Origin of the sequence: Phenylobacterium aquaticum (assembly GCF_947378715.1) — a bacterium.
Taxonomy (GTDB): domain Bacteria; phylum Pseudomonadota; class Alphaproteobacteria; order Caulobacterales; family Caulobacteraceae; genus Phenylobacterium; species Phenylobacterium aquaticum_A.
This window is the reverse complement of the sequence record NZ_CANCLE010000096.1, coordinates 1-15,417: the sequence shown is the minus strand read 5'-3', so window position 1 is coordinate 15,417 and position 15,417 is coordinate 1. Positions and strand designations below refer to the sequence as shown.

The window sequence follows — 15,417 nt, the reverse complement described above, 5'->3', positions numbered from 1 at the left end:
CGGCTGCCGGCGCGCCTGGACCGCGCGGTTGAAGACGCTCTGACTATAGTCGAGGCCGCCGACCATGGTGCGGATGGCGCCGTCCGAGGACATGGCCACCAGGGCGCCCTGGCTGGCCCCCGCCGCTGCGCCTGTCGTGCCGACCACCTGGCGCAGCACCTGGCCGCCGGCCAGCTGCAGCCGGGGATCGATGGTCAGACGCACCATCAGGTCCGGCGAATTGGGGCCGACCAGCTTCAGGACCTCGGTGGTGGCGTAGTCGAGCGCATAGCCCATGTCCCCGTCGTTACCGAGGGCGGTGGGGCTGAGCCGGGGCGTGTCGGCGACCGCCGTCTCCATCTCCTCGGCGGTGATCCAGCCCTCCTGGCGCATGTTCTCCAGCACCAGCCGCTGGCGAGCGAGGGCGCCGACCATGTTGTGGTTCAGGGCCATGCGCGAAGGCGCCTTGGGCAGGCTGGCCAGCAGGGCCGCCTCCGCCAGGGTGAGCTGGCTGGCGGGCTTGCCGAAATAGGTGCGCGAGGCGCCGTCGATGCCATAGGTGCTGGCGCCGAAGAAGGTGCGGTTGATGTAGAGCTCAAGGACCTCGTCCTTGCTCAGCATCTTCTCCAGCCGCATGGCCATGACGGCCTCCTGCAGCTTGCGCTTCAGGGTCTGGTCCGGGGTCAGGAACAGGCCCTTGGCCAGTTGCTGCGACAGGGTCGAGCCACCCTGCACCACGTGGCCGGCGCGGTAGTTGGCGAAGGCCGCGCGCACTATGCCCAGGGGATCGATGGGCCCGTGGTGGTAGAAGCGCTTGTCCTCCGCCGCCAGGAAGGCCTTGGGCACATAGTCCGGCAGCTGGTTCAGGGACAGGCGGTCGCCGTATTTCGGGCCGCGCATGGCGATCTGCACGCCGTTCTTGTCGAAGAACCGGATCGCCGGGGCGCGGTTGATCGCATAGAGCTGCTCCCGCGCCGGCAAGGGCGGGATGTCCTGCAGATAGACCTGTCGGATATAGATCGCCCCGCCCAGGCCCGCGAGCGCCAGGACCACCACGAGCGCGCCGATCGCCGGCAAGACCCAGGCCCAGCGCCGTCGCCGGCGCGGACCGCCGCCGCTTCCACCACCACCACCACCACGGCGACGCGGCGGCTTCGGAGGTTTGGGCGGCTTGGGCGGTTTGGCCTTCTTCGCCTTCTTGGCGGGCAGGTCGGCGCGGAAGGTTTCCTCGGGCGCGCGGGTCTCACCCTCGAACGGATCAAGCTCCGGCGCAGCCGCAGGCGCGGCCTCGGGCTGGGCCGGTTTGCCGTCCGTAAAGCGGTAGGGTTCGAGGTTCCAGTCGGACACGGTGCGAGAAAACTAGTGAGAGGCGGCTGGGGATTGGTCTAGGACGCTGCTTAGCATGTCCAAAAGACCTTTCTGGGAAACAAAATCCCTCGAACAAATGACTGTCCCGGAGTGGGAGAGCCTATGCGATGGCTGCGGCTTGTGCTGCCTTGTTCGCTTCGAGGATGAAGACAGCGGGGAGATCATCCCCACGCGCGTGCATTGCAAGCTGTTCGACCCCGATAAGTGCCGCTGTTCTGACTATGCGGACCGCAAACGCCACGTTCCGGACTGCATTAAATTGACGCCGCACAATGTCGAGCGGCTGGCCTGGATGCCATTGTCCTGCGCCTACCGGCGGATCAATGAGCGTCGCGGCCTGGCGGATTGGCATCCGCTGGTCAGTGGCGACCCGGAAAGCGTCCATGCGGCCGGGGTCTCGGTGCGGGGACAAACCATCAGCGAGGCGACCCTGGATGATCCGGACGAGGCCATAGACTATGCGGCCTGGGACCTCATGGAGGAGCGGGGCCGGGACTGACCGCGCAACCCCCTGTGTCTTTTCTGCAACAACCGCTCTTGCGCCCCTGGCCAAACCGCCTAATTGAGGCCGAGAGTTTCCACAGCATCTGAAGGGCTATTCCTTGGCGGGCGATCCATATCAGGAACTGGGTGTGTCTCGCGGCGCCAGCGCCGACGAGATTCGCAAGGCGTTCCGCAAGCTCGCCAAGCAGCACCACCCCGACACCACCGCAGGCGACAAGACCTCGGAAGAGAAGTTCAAGCGGGTCACCGCCGCCTTCGACATCCTGGGCGACGCGGCCAAGAAGAAGAAGTTCGACGCCGGCGAGATCGACGCCGACGGGCGTGAGACCATGCGCGGCTTTGGCGGCGGCGGGGGTGGTCAAGGCGGCCAGGGCGGCGGGTTTTCCCAGGGCTGGAGCCCCGGACGCCAGGAGGGCTTCGACAATATCGACCTCTCCGACCTGTTCGGCGACATATTGGGACGCGGGCGACCGGGCGGCGGCGGCGGGGCGGGCGGCGGCTTCGGCGGCTTCTCCCAGCGCGGCGCCGATGTTCGCGCCAAGCTTGAGATCGACCTGGAAGAGGCGATCCAGGGCGGCAAGAAGCGCATCGCCTTTTCCGACGGTCGCACCATCGATGTCAGCATTCCCAAGGGCGCCGAGGACGGCCAGACCTTGCGGCTCAAGGGCCAGGGCTCGCCCGGCCGCAGCGGCCCGGGCGACGCCCTGATCGACCTGGCCATCCGCCCGCATCCGGTCTTCAAGCGCGAAGGCGACACCCTGGTGATGGATCTGCTGGTCTCGGTGCCGGACGCGGTGCTGGGCGGCAAGGTCCAGGCTCCGACCCCGGATGGCGCGGTGACGCTGACCGTGCCCAAGGGGGCCAATTCGGGCCAGGCGCTGCGGCTCAAGGGCAAGGGCCTGTCCAACGCGGTCGGCAAGCGCGGCGACCTGATCGCCCGCATCGTGCTGATGCTGCCCGAGGCGCCCGATCCGGAGCTTGAGAGCTTCGCCGAGCGCTGGCGCTCTGAGCGTCCCTACACGCCGCGCCGCCGCCCCGGTTGAGCGGGCGTGACAGGACCCCGTTGCGACTTCATAAACCGGCTATTCAGCTTGGGTTCAGTCAGGGGCGCCTAGACCAGCGAAGATGAAGCGGTATCTCGCCATACTTGTCCTGCTCGCGGCGGCGCCCTTGACCGCCTCGGCCCAGGGCTATCCTGACTACGGGCGGCCGTCCTATGGCGCCGGCCGTGGGGATCAGGACCAGGCGCGCGACGCCGTGCGCGGCGGACGCCAGGTGCCGCTGGCCCGCGTGATCGCCGCCATCCGAGGCTCCGGGGTTCCGGGCCGCCAGCTCAACACCACCATGGGCGACTACGGCGGCCGGCCCGCCTATTTTGTCCAGTGGCAGACCCCGGACAACCGGGTGATGATCTTCATCGTCGACGCCGAGACCGGCGCCATCATCGGCCGCCAGGGCGGCTAAGAGGAATCTCATGCGCATCCTGCTGGTCGAGGACGATCCGGATCTGTCGCGGCAGCTGAAGGCGGCCCTGGCCGACGCCGGCTATGCGGTGGACCACGCCCCCGATGGCGAAGAGGCCCAGTTCCTCGGCGAGACGGAACCCTATGACGCCGTGGTGCTCGACCTGGGCCTGCCCAAGGTCGACGGGGTCTCGGTGCTGGAGCGCTGGCGCCGAGGGTCAGTCTCCACGCCGGTCCTGATCCTGACGGCGCGCGGCGCCTGGAGCGAGAAGGTGGCCGGCTTCGACGCCGGGGCCGACGACTATCTGACCAAGCCCTTCCACACCGAGGAACTGCTGGCCCGGCTGCGCGCCCTGCTGCGCCGCGCCGCCGGCCATGCGGCGCCCAGCCTGTCGGTCGGCGGCCTGCGCCTGGACCCCCGCGCGGCCCGCGCCAGCGTCAATGGCGAGCCCCTGCGGCTCACCTCGCTGGAATACCGCCTGCTGCATTATCTGATGATGCACCAGGGCCGGGTGATCAGCCGCACCGAGCTGGTCGAGCATCTCTATGACCAGGACTTCGACCGCGATTCCAACACCATCGAGGTGTTCATCGGCCGGGTGCGCAAGAAGATCGGCTCCGACCGCATCGACACCGTTCGCGGCCTCGGCTACCGGCTGACCGCGCCGGCCGAGGAACTGGGGGGCGAGGCGGCCCGCCCGTGAACTTCGAGGACCTGCGCCGTCCTTCGCTTGTCCGCAGGCTGGTGATCCTGGCCGCAGGCTGGAGCCTCGCGGTGCTGCTGGTCTCGGCCCTGGTGCTGTCCCTGCTGTTCCAGCAGGCGGCCCTGCGGCGTTTCGACCAGGGCCTTTCCGAGCTGATCGACAATCTGGTCGCCGGGGCCACCATCGGCGACAAGGGCCAGGTCCTGGCCCCCGCGCTCACCGACCTGCGGGCGCTGCGGGCCTATTCCGGCAAGTACTGGCAGATCGCCGAGCCGTCCGGCGGCAAGCTGCACATCCTGGTCCGCTCCCGCTCGCTCTGGGACAGCGACCTGCGCGCGCCGGTCGGCGCCGTCGCCCGGCTGGGCGCCAATCCCGGTGAGCCGGTCTCCTATGACACGCGCGGTCCGCTGGAAGAGCCACTGCGGGCCAGGGTCAGCCAGGCCAAGCTGCCGGGCCGCGCGACGCCGGTGATCTTCATGGCCGCCGAGGACCGCACCCCGGTCGACAATGACATCAAGAGCTTCATCGCCGCGACGGCGGTGGTGTTCCTGCTGCTGGGCGTCGGCCTGATGGCGGCGGTGGTGATCCAGGTTCGCGTGGGCCTCAACCCGCTGTTCGCCCTGCGCCGCGAGGTGGCCCAGATTCGCCGCGGCCAGGCCGAGCGGGTGGTGCGCGACTATCCCACCGAGCTCACCCCCCTGGCCGATGAACTCAACGCCCTGATGGCGCACAACCAGGAAGTCGTGGAGCGTCAGCGGACCCATGTCGGCAATCTGGCCCACGCCCTGAAGACCCCGTTGTCGGTGATGTTGACCGAAGCGGGGCAGCAGCCCGGGCCGCTGTCTGACGTGGTGACCCGCCAGTCCGAGGCCATGCGCCTGCAGGTCGACCACCATCTTCGCCGCGCCCGCGCGGCGGCGCGCACCCAGGGCTCGGGCGAACGCACAGGGGTCGCCGAGGTGCTGGACGAATTATCTCGCACCCTGGAGCGAATTTTTCAGGACAAGGGCGTGGTCATTGATTGGGACGCCGCCGACGATCTGCACTTTCTGGGTGAGCGCCAGGACTTCCTCGAACTGGCCGGCAACGCCATGGAGAACGGCTGCAAGTGGTGCCGGGGCAAGGTGCGGGCGCGGGCCGAGCAGATCAGCCCCCAGCGCCTGCGTCTGACCATCGAGGATGATGGCCCAGGCCTTACGCCAGAAGGGCGCGAGGCGGCCCTGCTGCGCGGCGCGCGGCTCGACGAATCAGCGCCGGGATCGGGTCTGGGGCTCAACATCATCGACGAACTGGCCCGCGCCTATGGCGGCGTGCTGAAGCTGGGCGAGTCGCGGCTGGGCGGTCTGCTGGTCGATATGGAGTTGCCCCGGGCTGAGACTTGAAACTTCTAGTTGCCAATTTGTCGCAGAACGGCGCTACCCGTTTTCCTTAGCTTTTGGAAAACCTTAACTCGGGGCGGCGAAGGATGATCAGGACGCGGGCCTGTTCCGGGTCTGGAGCGCCTCATGCCGGGTCTGTCCGACCACAAAATTGAAATCGTCCGACACCTGGTGGAATCCGCGCCGGACAAGATTGTCGGCGGTCTCCAGAACGCCCTGTCCGCCGCTTCCGGCGACAGCGCCCTGGCGGGTGTCCGCCAGCTGGTCGAATCCGAGATGGCCGATCGCCGCCTGCGCAACGCGGTCCTGGCTCCGGTCGCCCCCCTGTTCTTCGGCGATGGCAAGCTGACCACCCGCCTGGTGTTTCCCGCCCGGGCCCTGGCGCTGATCTGGCGTGGCCTGAAGGCCGAAGCCCCCGGCGAGGTCGCCCTGGCCGCGCGCATCATGGCCGACTTCCGCCCCGACGAGACCTCACCCGAGCCGCTGGACGCCCTGGTGGCGCGCGCCGCCGAAGGGCTGCGCAATCGCGAATCCCGTGACTTCATCGCCGCCGCCGACTGCCTCGACGCGGTTCGGCCCGGATGCGCCTACGCGCTGGCCGCCTGCCTGGACATCGGCGCCATCGTCCGCGCAGCGACCCTGCGCCTGCCCGACTGGATCACCCGGACCACGGACGAGCGCGCCGCAGCCGCCCGCCTGGCCTATAAGGACGCGATCACGGTCTCCGAGGACGCCGCGCCGCGCTTCTTCGAAATGCTGTCGGCCCAGATGGCCGAGCCCTGGACGATCCTGCGGATCGTCTCGGCGGTCATGGATCACCCGGCCGAGCGCTATCTGGCCGCCTCCGAACTGTCGATCTTCGCCCTGCGGGTGATGGACCAGATCGACCAGAACCTGACCCATATCGCCAAGTTCGACCTGGATGGCGGCGCCAAGTCCGGCAAGCAGGCCGCGACGGTCGTTGAACTGGTGACCCGCCAGATCGCCGAGATGGAGGGCGGCATCGAGCTGGCCACCGAGGGCGGCTGGGGCGGACGCGTCAAGAAGCAGAAGGGCCAGCTGGCCGGCTGCGTCGAGGGCCGCCTGCGTGAAGTCGGCAAGCTGCTGGGCGCGGCCCTGCCGACCCAGCAGGTCAAGGTCGCCCGGATGAGCAAGGAGCTGCCCCGCTTCACCACCGACCCGGAACCCCGGGCGATCGAGCGGGCCATGGCGGTCCTGACCTTCGTCGAGGCCATCCGCACCAGCTCCAACTATGGCGGCTTCGCCTCCACCCGCGCCAAGGTGCTGGAGAAGGCGGCCGAACAGCTCGATTTCTATGTCGAGGAAAGCCTGGCCCTGGTCCGCGACGGCTCGGTGCGCGACTTCACCCTGGCCGCCAGCTATCTGGAAGTGGCCGCCAATTGCGCCGCCCTGATCCGTGAGCCCCGGGCCGGGGACATCGTTCGCCGCCGCACCGCCGTGGCCGTGGACCAGGCCCGTGGCCTCCTGCCGCCCGAGCCGCCGGCCGCCATCGCCTGACGCCCTGGGCGCCGCCTTGACGATATCGTCCGGCGCGGCCTCCAGACCCCTCGCTTCGCGCCCGCGATTCCGCTAAAGCCCGCCCATGATCGCCTTATGGGTGGCGGCGGGCGTGCTAGCGGCCGCCACGGCCGGCCTCGTCCTTCATCGCGCCGCACGAGCGGCCGCCAACGTCGGGACCACCGACCCGACGCTCGATGTCTATCGCCGCCAGTTGACCGAGATCGACGACCTGGCCGATCGCGGCCTGATCGGGGAGGCGGAACGCGGCGCGGCCCGGGCCGAAGCCAGCCGCCGCCTGCTGACCGCCGCCGACGCCACCGCCCAGCCCTGGAGCCATGACGCAGGCGAGCGACGCCCCGTGCTGATCGCCGCCGGCCTGGCGCCGGTCCTGGCGCTGGGCCTCTATCTCTGGGTCGGATCGCCCGGCCTGCCCGACGACAGTTTCAAGCATCGGCTGAGCCAATGGCGGGCCGCCGACCTCCAGACCCTGCCGCCGGCGGCGCTGGCCGCCGTCATGCGCCAGGTCGCCACCGAACGGCCCAAGGATCCCGACGCCTGGCGCTATCTGGCCCTGGCCGAGAGTGCGGCGGAGAACACCTCGGCCTCCGGCCGCGCCCTGCGCCACGCCATCACGCTCGCCCCCGGCCGCGCCGATCTCTGGGAACTGCTGGGCCAGTCCCTGGTGGTCGAGGGCGGCGGCGCGCCGTCGCCCGAGGCCGACAACGCCTTTCGCGAGGCTCTGAAGCGGGATCCGACCTCGATCGCCGCCCGGTTCCACCTGGCTCGCTCGCGGGTGATGTCCGGCGACAAGGCCGGCGGCCTGGCCGCCTGGACGGCGCTGTTGGCCGACCTGCCGGCCAATGATCCCCGCCGCCCCGCCCTGCAACAGGCGATCGTCGAGGCCCGGTCCGAGACCTCCGCCGTCGCCGCCGCTCCGCCCGGCGGCCAGATCGACATGATCCGCGGCATGGTCGCCGGCCTGGCCGAGCGGCTGAAGACCCAGCCGGACGATCCCGAGGGCTGGGTGCGGCTGGTGCGGTCCTATGCGGTGCTGGGCGAGAGCGCCAAGCGTGACGCGACCTTGGCGCAGGCGCGCAAGCGCTTCGCCGGCCAGGCCGCCATCCAGGCCGAGCTGGACGCCGCGGCCAAGACGGAACCGATGAAATGAGCGGCTGGCTTCCCAAGTCTCCCAAGGCGCGGCGCCGCCTGATCCTGGTGGCGGCCATAGCTCCGGTCCTGGCGCTGGCGGTGGGGCTGACCTTGTTTGGCCTGTCGGACTCGATCTCCTATTTCTACACCCCCTCCCAGGCGCTGGCGGCCAAGCCGCCGGCCGGTCGCGCGATCCAGCTGGGCGGGCTGGTCGAGAAGGGCAGCGTCGTGAAGACCGCCGATGGCCGCGTCGATTTCGTGGTCCGCGACCAGACGGCCAAGGCCCTGGTCTCCTATCAGGGCGACCTGCCCGATCTGTTCCGCGAGGGGCAGGGAATTGTCGCCACCGGGTCCTTCCGGGGCGACGGGGTGTTCCAGGCCAAGCAGGTCCTGGCCAAGCACGATGAGCGCTACATGCCGCGCGAGGTCTCCAAGGCCTTGAAGAAGCAGGGTGAATGGCGCGGCGATGGGGCGGTCGCCGCCTATCAGGCTCCGGGTTCCGGCACATGATCGACGAGATCGGCGGCTTCGCCCTGATCCTGGGCCTGGTGCTGTCCCTGACCCAGGTTGTCCTGTCGGGCGCGGCGCGGGTCCGCCGCTCGGCCGTGCTGGCCGGGGCGGGGGAGGGCGCGGCCCTGGCCGCGTTCCTCGGCGTGGCGATCGCCTTCGCCGCCCTGATGCACGCCTTTGTGGTCTCGGATTTCTCGGTGGCCAATGTCGCGGCCAATTCCCACACCGAAAAGCCGCTGCTCTATCGGGTGGCCGGGACCTGGGGCAGCCACGAGGGCTCGATGCTGCTCTGGTGCCTGGCCCTGACCGGCTTCGGCGCCGCCGTCGCCATGCTGGGGCGTGGGCTGCCGGCCGGCCTCAAGGCCGTGACCGTGGCGACCCAGGGCCTGCTGGGCACGGTGTTCCTGGCCTATACGGTCTTCGCCTCCAATCCCTTTGTGCGCCTGCTCGATCCGCCGGTGGAGGGCCGCTCGCTCAATCCGCTGCTGCAGGACCCGGCGCTCGCGGTGCATCCGCCCTTCCTCTATTCCGGCTATGTCGGGCTGTCGGTGGTGTTCTCCCTGGCCGCCGCCGCCCTGGTCGAGGGTCGGGTCGACGCCGCCTGGGCCCGCTGGGTGCGTCCCTGGGCCCTGGCCGGCTGGAGCCTCTTGACCATCGGCATCACGCTGGGCGCCTTCTGGGCCTATTACGAGCTCGGCTGGGGCGGCTGGTGGTTCTGGGATCCGGTCGAGAACGCCAGCTTCATGCCCTGGCTGATCGCCACGGCCCTGCTGCACTCCGCCGTGGTCACCGAGAAGCGCGGGGCGCTGTCCGGCTGGACGGTGTTCCTGGCCATGGCCGCCTTCACCTTCTCGATGCTGGGCGCCTTCCTGGTGCGCTCCGGCGTGCTGACCTCGGTCCACGCCTTCGCGGTCGATCCGACCCGGGGCGTGCTGCTGCTGATCATATTGGGGGTGACGGCGGGGTCCGGCTTCCTGCTGTTCGCCTGGCGCGCGCCCAGCCTGGCGCCCGGCGGCCTGTTCGCCCCGGTCAGCCGGGAAAGCGCGCTGGTGCTCAACAATATCCTGCTGGCCGCCGCCACGGCGACGGTGCTGCTCGGCACCCTCTATCCGCTGATCCGCGAAGCCCTGACCGGCGAATCGATCTCGGTCGGCCCGCCCTATTTCAACCTGACCTTCACCCCGCTGATGACGGCGCTGATCCTGCTGGTCCCGGCCGGGCCGCTGCTGTCGTGGAAGCGCGCCGACGCCCAGGGCGTGGCCCAGCGCCTGGGTCTGGCCGCCCTGATCGCCGTCGGCGCGGGCCTGGCCGCCTATGCCATGGTCAGCCCGCGCAAAGCCTTCGCCTGCGCCGGCATCGCGCTCGGCGTCTGGCTGATCGGCGGGACCCTGTCGGAACTGGCCGAGCGCAGCCGCGCCTTCGCCGGCGACTGGGCCGAGACCCGCCGTCGTCTGACCGGCCTGCCGCGCGGCGCCTGGGGCATGACCCTGGCCCATATCGGCCTGGGCGTCTTCGTGCTGGGCGCCTGTGTCGAGACCGGCTGGAAGGTCGAGGCGGCCGAGACCCTGTCGCTCGGCGGCCACCTGAAGCTCGGCGCCTATGAGCTGACCCTGGAAAAGGTCCAGGGCGTCGATGGCCCCAACTATGACGCCGAGCGCGCCACCCTCCACGCGGTCCGCAACGGCCGTGAGATCTGCACGCCGCGCCCCGAACGCCGCTTCTATCCGGCCGGCGGCCAGACCACGTCGGAGGTCGCCATCTGCACGCGCGGGGCCAACCACCTCTATGTGGTGCTGGGCGAACGGCGCGAGGCCGCCGGCGCCAAGGCGCCGGTCTGGCTGGTGCGGGCCTATTGGAACCCCTGGGCGCTGTTCATCTTCATCGGCCCGGTGATCATGGCGCTGGGCGGCTTCATCTCCCTGTCCGACCGCCGGCTGCGGCTGGGGGTCGGCAAGCGCGCGGCGCGGCCGGCATGAGGCGGGGCCTGGCGATATTGGCCGCCGTGCTCTGCATGGCCGCCGCGGCCGATCCGGCCGAGCGCCTGGCGGATCCGTCCCAGGAGGCCCGCGCCCGGGCGATCTTCCAGGAGGTCCGCTGCCTGGTCTGTCAGAACGAGTCGATCGACGATTCGCAGGCCGAGCTCGCCGCCGATCTGCGCCGGCTGGTGCGCGACGAGATCAAGGCCGGCCGCACGGACCAGCAGGTGCGCGCCTATCTGGTCTCGCGCTATGGCGAGTTCGTGCTGCTGAAGCCGGCCTTCTCGCTGGGCAACGCCGCCCTGTGGGGCGCGCCCTTCGCGGTGGTGGGCCTGGGTCTGTTGCTGTGGCGCGGCAACCTCCGCCGTCGCCGGGCCGTTGATAGCGAAGACCTGTCGCCGGAAGAGGCCAAGCGTCTGGCGGGGCTCGCCGACGACGCCGAACGATGACACGATTGCGCCCCAGATCGGTCGCCTTGCGGCGCCCAGGGTGACCTAAACGTAACTTGAGGGCACTTACGCTCTCAGGCATCGAACCTAAGTTGTTGGCGACGGGACCGTGGTATGGCTCCCGGGCGCCCACAGGGAACACAAGGCATATGACCTCGAAGAAGACCGGTTACCTCCTGGGCGTCGTCGCGGGTGCGGGCATCGTCACCGCCGCCATGGCCGGCGTCGGCATGCGCATGCCGTCGGCCCAGGCCGAAACGCCCCAGATGATCCGGGCCTCCACGGCGCCGATCTTCGCGCCCCCGCCCGGCGCGCCGCTGTCCTTCGCCGACATCTTCCAGCAGGTCTCGCCGGCGGTGGTGTCGATCAATGTGACCTCCAAGGTCGACGCCAGCGCCCTGCGCCGCCAGATCCCGGGCCTGCCCTTCGACATCGTTCCGCGCCAGGCGCCGGGCGGTGAGGACGACGAGGAGGGCGCGCCGTCGAATGGCAAGGGCCAGCCCCGCCTGCCGACCCAGCAATCGGCCGGCTCCGGCTTCTTCATCTCCTCGGACGGCTACATCGTCACCAACAACCACGTGGTCGAGAACGCCGAGACCATCAAGGTCGTGCTCAAGGACGAGCGCGAGCTGGACGCCGTCGTGGTCGGCCGCGACGAGGGCACCGACCTGGCCGTCATCAAGGTCAAGGGCGACAACTTCACCTTCGTGAACTTCGAGAACTCGGCCAAGCCCCGGGTCGGCGACTGGGTGATCGCGGTCGGCAATCCCTTCGGCCTGGGCGGCACCGCCACCGCCGGCATCATCTCGGCCTATGGCCGCGACATCGGCGAGACCTTCGTCGACTACATCCAGATCGACGCCCCCATCAACCGGGGCAATTCCGGCGGTCCGACCTTCGACATCTATGGCCGGGTGATCGGGGTGAACACCGCGATCTTCTCGCCCACGGGCGGTTCGGTCGGCATCGGCTTCGCCATTCCCGCCGACGTCGCCGACGCGACCACCAAGCAGCTGATCGCCGGCGGCAAGATCAGCCGCGGCTATATCGGCGCCTCGATCCAGAACTTCACCTCGGAAATGGCCGAAGCCCAGGGCACGCCTGGCCAGAAGGGCGCCATCGTCGCCGACCTGGTCCCGGGCGGTCCGTCCCAGCGCGCCGGCCTGCAGCCGGGCGATGTGGTGACCTCGGTCAATGGCGTGACGGTGAAGACCTCGTCCGAACTGACCCGCGAGGTCGCCAAGGCCCATGCAGGCGACAGCCTGCGCCTGAACGTCCTGCGCGACGGCAAGGCCAAGACCATCGAGGTTCGCTCGGGCACCCGCCCCAGCGAGCAGCAGCTGGCCGCCAACGACAATCGTGGTGGTGAAGACGGCGCCGGCGCCGACCAGGGGGCCGGCCAGCCGAAGTCGCCGGTGGTCCTGGGCCTGGCGCTCGCGCCCCTGGACGACGCCAATCGCCGCCGGATCGGTGTCGAGGCCAATATCAAGGGGGCGATGGTCACCAGTGTCGACCAGTCGTCAGACGCGGCGACCAAGGGCCTGCGCAAGGACGACATCATCGTTCGCGCCGGCGACCGGGACGTGGCCCTGGCCTCCGACGTCGCCGCCGCCGTGGACGCCGCCAAGAAGGCGGGCCGGCCCAGCATACTGATGGGGGTCCGCCGCAGCGGACGCACCATCTTCCTGCCGATCAAGGTTTCCGGCTAACTCCGAAAATCGCTGGGGGCGAATCATGCGGATACTGATCGTCGAGGACGACCTGGAAGCGGCCGAAGCCATGGTGCGCGGCCTGAGTGACGGCGGCCACGCCTGCACCCAGGCGGCGGACGGCGAGGAGGGCCTCAACGCCGCCCGCGGCGGGGAGTTCGACGTGATGATCGTCGACCGCATGATGCCCAAGATGGACGGGGTCACCCTGATCGAGACCATCCGGCGCGAGGGGGACCAGACCCCGGTCCTGTTCCTCTCGGCGCTGGGCGAGATCAATGACCGGGTGGCGGGGTTGAAGGCCGGGGGCGACGACTATCTGGTCAAGCCCTACGCCTTCGCCGAGCTGATCGCCCGGGTCGAGGCCCTGTCGCGCCGCCGCGAGACCGGCTCGGTCCAGACCCTGCTCAGGGTCGGCGAGCTGGAGATGGACCTGATCGGCCGCTCCGTGCACCGCCAGGGCAAGGAGATCGACCTCCAGCCCCGGGAGTTCCAGCTGCTGGAATTCATGATGCGCCATGCCGGCCAGTCGGTGACCCGGACCATGCTGCTGGAGAAGGTCTGGGAATATCACTTCGACCCCCAGACCAACGTCATCGACGTCCACATTTCGCGTCTGCGCTCGAAGATCGACAAGGGTTTCGATCGTCCGATGCTGCAGACGGTCCGCGGGGCGGGCTACCGCCTGGACGCGTAGCGACCGGCGCTGCTGATGCGCCTGCCTCGCCTCTTTCGGACCACGCCGTTCCGGCTGACCTTGCTGTTCCTCGCCCTGTTCGCGGCGGCGGCCAGCGCCTTCCTGGCCTATATCTATGTGGCGACGGCGGGCGAAGCGACGCGGCGGACCGATCAGGAGATCACCCGCGAGATGCGCTCCCTGGCGGCGGCCTATGACCGCGCCGGCATGGACGCCCTGAACCAGTCGCTGATCGAGCGGGCCGCCAGCGAGCGGCCGTTCCTCTATCTGCTGATGAAGCCGGATGGCGCACGAATCTCCGGCTCCATCGCCGAGAGCCCGCTCGACAAGTTCGACGGCACGCCCACCTGGACCAGCTTTTCCGTGACCGACGCCGACGTCCAGGGCCGGGCCATCAAGCATCCGGCGCGGGGCCTGCAGGAGCGGATGGGCGGCGGCGAGATCCTGTTCGTCGGCGCCGACATCGGCGAGGACGAGGCCTATGTGGTCAAGATCGTGCGCGCCCTGTGGGGCGCCGGCGCCCTGATCATTGTGCTGGGGCTGTTGGGTGGCGTCCTGGTGAGCCGCAATGTCAGCCGCAGCATGGCCGGCCTGACCGACGTGGTCACCGCCGTGCGCAACGGCGACCTGGGCGCGCGCGCCCATGTGCGCGGGGCCCGCGATGAGTTCGACGAACTGGCCGAGGGGCTGAACGAGATGCTGGACCGGCTGGAGCGCTCCATGGCCGGCCACCGCCACGCCGGCGACGCCATCGCCCACGACCTGCGCTCGCCGCTCACCCGCCTGCGCGCGCGCCTCGAGGTCGCCTATCTCGACGTCGAAGCCGGCAAGGGCAATGCCGAGGAGGCTCTGGCCCAGGCGCTGGACGACACCGACGGGGTGCTGAAGACCTTTGGCGCGGTGCTGGCCATCGCCCGGCTGCAGGCCGCCGGCCAGGCGCCCAATCCGACCAATATCGACCCCGCCGTCCTGGGCGCCGACATCGCCGAGCTCTACGAGCCGCTCTGCGAAGACAAGGGCATCGACTTCAAGGCCGAGCTGATCCCCGACCTGACCATTCGCGGCAACCAGGAGTTCCTGGCCCAGGCGCTGGCCAACATCCTCGACAATGCGGTGAAGTACACCCCGTCGGGCGGGGCGATCATGCTGCGGGTCCGCCGGCGGTCTTCGGGCGAGGTGGAGTTCTCGGTCACCGACACCGGCCCGGGCGTGCCGGAGGAGGACCGCGAGCGGGTGGTCCAGCGCTTCGTGCGCCTGGAGAACAGCCGCAATGAACCCGGCGCGGGCCTGGGCCTGTCCCTGGTGGGCGCGGTGGCCGAGGCCCATGGCGGACGGCTGGAGCTGGCTGAAGGTCCCGGCAAGGTGGGTGAGATCGGCCCGGGCCTGCGCGTCGCCCTGATCCTGCCGCGCGCGCTCTAGCCAGGCGGTGCTAGGCTGGGGGCCATGACTCGCCTCCTCGACCAAATGGGCCCCTGTGGCCCGGTGATCGACGCCCGCGCCGCCGACCGGCTGAGGAGCCAGCTGCTCGCCGCTGATCCGGGCGTCGCGCCGCTGTTCGACGAGGCCTGGCCGGTGCTGGCGCCGGTCTTCGGGGCCTCCACCTATCTGGCCAGCCTGGCGCGTCGCGATCCCGCCCGCCTGGCCGACCTGCTGCGCGCCGATCCTCTGGCGCGGTTCGAGGACCTGCTGGCCCGCACCGAAGCGCTGGGGATCGGCGACCTCGCCGCCGCTAAGGGCGCTTTGCGCCGGCTGAAGGCCGAGGCCCATCTGCTGATCGCGCTGGCCGATCTGGGCGGCGCCTGGGACCTGAACGCCGTGACCCGGGCCCTGGCCCGTTTCGCCGACGCGACCCTGCAGGCTGCCCTGACCGTGGCGGCGCGGGAGGAGGCCCAGGCGGGTCGGCTGATCCCCCCGGAGTTCGGCGACTATGGCCCGGTCCCGGGCTTCTTCTGCATCGCCATGGGCAAGCACGGCGCCTATGAGCTGAACTATTCCAGCGACATCGACAT

The 15,417-nt window shown here is 69.9% G+C and carries 14 protein-coding genes and 1 pseudogene; 14 read left to right on the top strand and 1 reads right to left on the bottom strand.

Annotated features, from left to right (window positions below; all coding sequences use genetic code 11):
• A partial coding sequence (locus Q7P21_RS13170; RefSeq protein ID WP_304177423.1) for a transglycosylase domain-containing protein occupies positions 1-1,326 on the bottom strand: 1,326 nt, incomplete at its 3' end.
• A gap of 55 nt (positions 1,327-1,381) precedes the next feature.
• On the opposite strand from Q7P21_RS13170, the gene Q7P21_RS13165 reads away from it, so the two are divergent.
• The 14 genes and pseudogenes from Q7P21_RS13165 to Q7P21_RS13100 form a co-directional block, all read left to right on the top strand.
• Positions 1,382-1,846 (top strand): YcgN family cysteine cluster protein, encoded by a 465-nt coding sequence (locus Q7P21_RS13165; protein ID WP_304164052.1) that lies wholly within the window; start codon positions 1,382-1,384, stop codon positions 1,844-1,846.
• Between the two features lie 103 nt (positions 1,847-1,949).
• Entirely contained in the window at positions 1,950-2,894 is a 945-nt protein-coding gene (locus Q7P21_RS13160) for a DnaJ C-terminal domain-containing protein (protein WP_304164054.1), read from the top strand.
• An 82-nt stretch (positions 2,895-2,976) separates the two neighbouring features.
• Positions 2,977-3,315, top strand: coding sequence for a PepSY domain-containing protein (locus tag Q7P21_RS13155; protein WP_304164056.1), 339 nt, complete (start codon positions 2,977-2,979; stop codon positions 3,313-3,315).
• Positions 3,316-3,325: 10 nt separating this feature from the next.
• Complete coding sequence (locus Q7P21_RS13150; RefSeq protein WP_304164058.1) at positions 3,326-4,018, top strand: response regulator transcription factor; 693 nt, start codon at positions 3,326-3,328, stop codon at positions 4,016-4,018.
• Positions 4,015-5,400, top strand: coding sequence for a sensor histidine kinase (locus tag Q7P21_RS13145; protein WP_304164060.1), 1,386 nt, complete (start codon positions 4,015-4,017; stop codon positions 5,398-5,400). The genes Q7P21_RS13150 and Q7P21_RS13145 overlap by 4 nt, the downstream gene beginning before the upstream one ends.
• A 123-nt stretch (positions 5,401-5,523) precedes the next feature.
• Positions 5,524-6,915 (top strand): hypothetical protein, encoded by a 1,392-nt coding sequence (locus Q7P21_RS13140; RefSeq protein WP_304164062.1) that lies wholly within the window; start codon positions 5,524-5,526, stop codon positions 6,913-6,915.
• An 85-nt stretch (positions 6,916-7,000) separates the two neighbouring features.
• Positions 7,001-8,086, top strand: coding sequence for a c-type cytochrome biogenesis protein CcmI (ccmI, locus tag Q7P21_RS13135; protein ID WP_304177422.1), 1,086 nt, complete (start codon positions 7,001-7,003; stop codon positions 8,084-8,086).
• Positions 8,083-8,577, top strand: a complete 495-nt coding sequence (gene ccmE / locus Q7P21_RS13130; RefSeq protein ID WP_304164065.1) for a cytochrome c maturation protein CcmE — start codon at positions 8,083-8,085, stop codon at positions 8,575-8,577. The genes ccmI and ccmE overlap by 4 nt, the downstream gene beginning before the upstream one ends.
• Positions 8,574-10,553 (top strand): heme lyase CcmF/NrfE family subunit, encoded by a 1,980-nt coding sequence (locus Q7P21_RS13125; protein ID WP_304164067.1) that lies wholly within the window; start codon positions 8,574-8,576, stop codon positions 10,551-10,553. Before ccmE ends, Q7P21_RS13125 begins: the two co-directional genes overlap by 4 nt.
• Complete coding sequence (locus Q7P21_RS13120; protein WP_304177420.1) at positions 10,550-11,002, top strand: cytochrome c-type biogenesis protein; 453 nt, start codon at positions 10,550-10,552, stop codon at positions 11,000-11,002. The genes Q7P21_RS13125 and Q7P21_RS13120 overlap by 4 nt, the downstream gene beginning before the upstream one ends.
• 149 nt (positions 11,003-11,151) lie before the next feature.
• The gene (locus tag Q7P21_RS13115) at positions 11,152-12,711 is read left to right on the top strand and encodes a Do family serine endopeptidase (RefSeq protein WP_304164072.1); all 1,560 of its coding nucleotides are present in this window, start codon (positions 11,152-11,154) and stop codon (positions 12,709-12,711) included.
• A 25-nt stretch (positions 12,712-12,736) separates the two neighbouring features.
• Positions 12,737-13,408 (top strand): response regulator transcription factor, encoded by a 672-nt coding sequence (locus Q7P21_RS13110; RefSeq protein ID WP_304164074.1) that lies wholly within the window; start codon positions 12,737-12,739, stop codon positions 13,406-13,408.
• A gap of 15 nt (positions 13,409-13,423) precedes the next feature.
• A complete protein-coding gene (locus Q7P21_RS13105; RefSeq protein ID WP_304164076.1) occupies positions 13,424-14,827 on the top strand; it encodes a HAMP domain-containing sensor histidine kinase in 1,404 nt (467 codons plus the stop codon).
• A 24-nt stretch (positions 14,828-14,851) separates the two neighbouring features.
• A pseudogene (locus Q7P21_RS13100) lies at positions 14,852-15,417 on the top strand (glutamine-synthetase adenylyltransferase); the annotation flags it as partial.

Bases quoted from the DNA above. Each gene is read 5' to 3' on its own strand.
- Q7P21_RS13165 (WP_304164052.1), top strand. From the start codon at position 1,382: ATGTCCAAAAGACCTTTCTGGGAAACAAAATCCCTCGAACAAATGACT.
- Q7P21_RS13115 (WP_304164072.1), top strand. From the start codon at position 11,152: ATGACCTCGAAGAAGACCGGTTACCTCCTGGGCGTCGTCGCGGGTGCG.
- Q7P21_RS13155 (WP_304164056.1), top strand. From the start codon at position 2,977: ATGAAGCGGTATCTCGCCATACTTGTCCTGCTCGCGGCGGCGCCCTTG.
- ccmE (WP_304164065.1), top strand. From the start codon at position 8,083: ATGAGCGGCTGGCTTCCCAAGTCTCCCAAGGCGCGGCGCCGCCTGATC.
- Q7P21_RS13105 (WP_304164076.1), top strand. From the start codon at position 13,424: ATGCGCCTGCCTCGCCTCTTTCGGACCACGCCGTTCCGGCTGACCTTG.
- Q7P21_RS13150 (WP_304164058.1), top strand. From the start codon at position 3,326: ATGCGCATCCTGCTGGTCGAGGACGATCCGGATCTGTCGCGGCAGCTG.
- ccmI (WP_304177422.1), top strand. From the start codon at position 7,001: ATGATCGCCTTATGGGTGGCGGCGGGCGTGCTAGCGGCCGCCACGGCC.
- Q7P21_RS13120 (WP_304177420.1), top strand. From the start codon at position 10,550: ATGAGGCGGGGCCTGGCGATATTGGCCGCCGTGCTCTGCATGGCCGCC.
- Q7P21_RS13125 (WP_304164067.1), top strand. From the start codon at position 8,574: ATGATCGACGAGATCGGCGGCTTCGCCCTGATCCTGGGCCTGGTGCTG.
- Q7P21_RS13140 (WP_304164062.1), top strand. From the start codon at position 5,524: ATGCCGGGTCTGTCCGACCACAAAATTGAAATCGTCCGACACCTGGTG.
- Q7P21_RS13110 (WP_304164074.1), top strand. From the start codon at position 12,737: ATGCGGATACTGATCGTCGAGGACGACCTGGAAGCGGCCGAAGCCATG.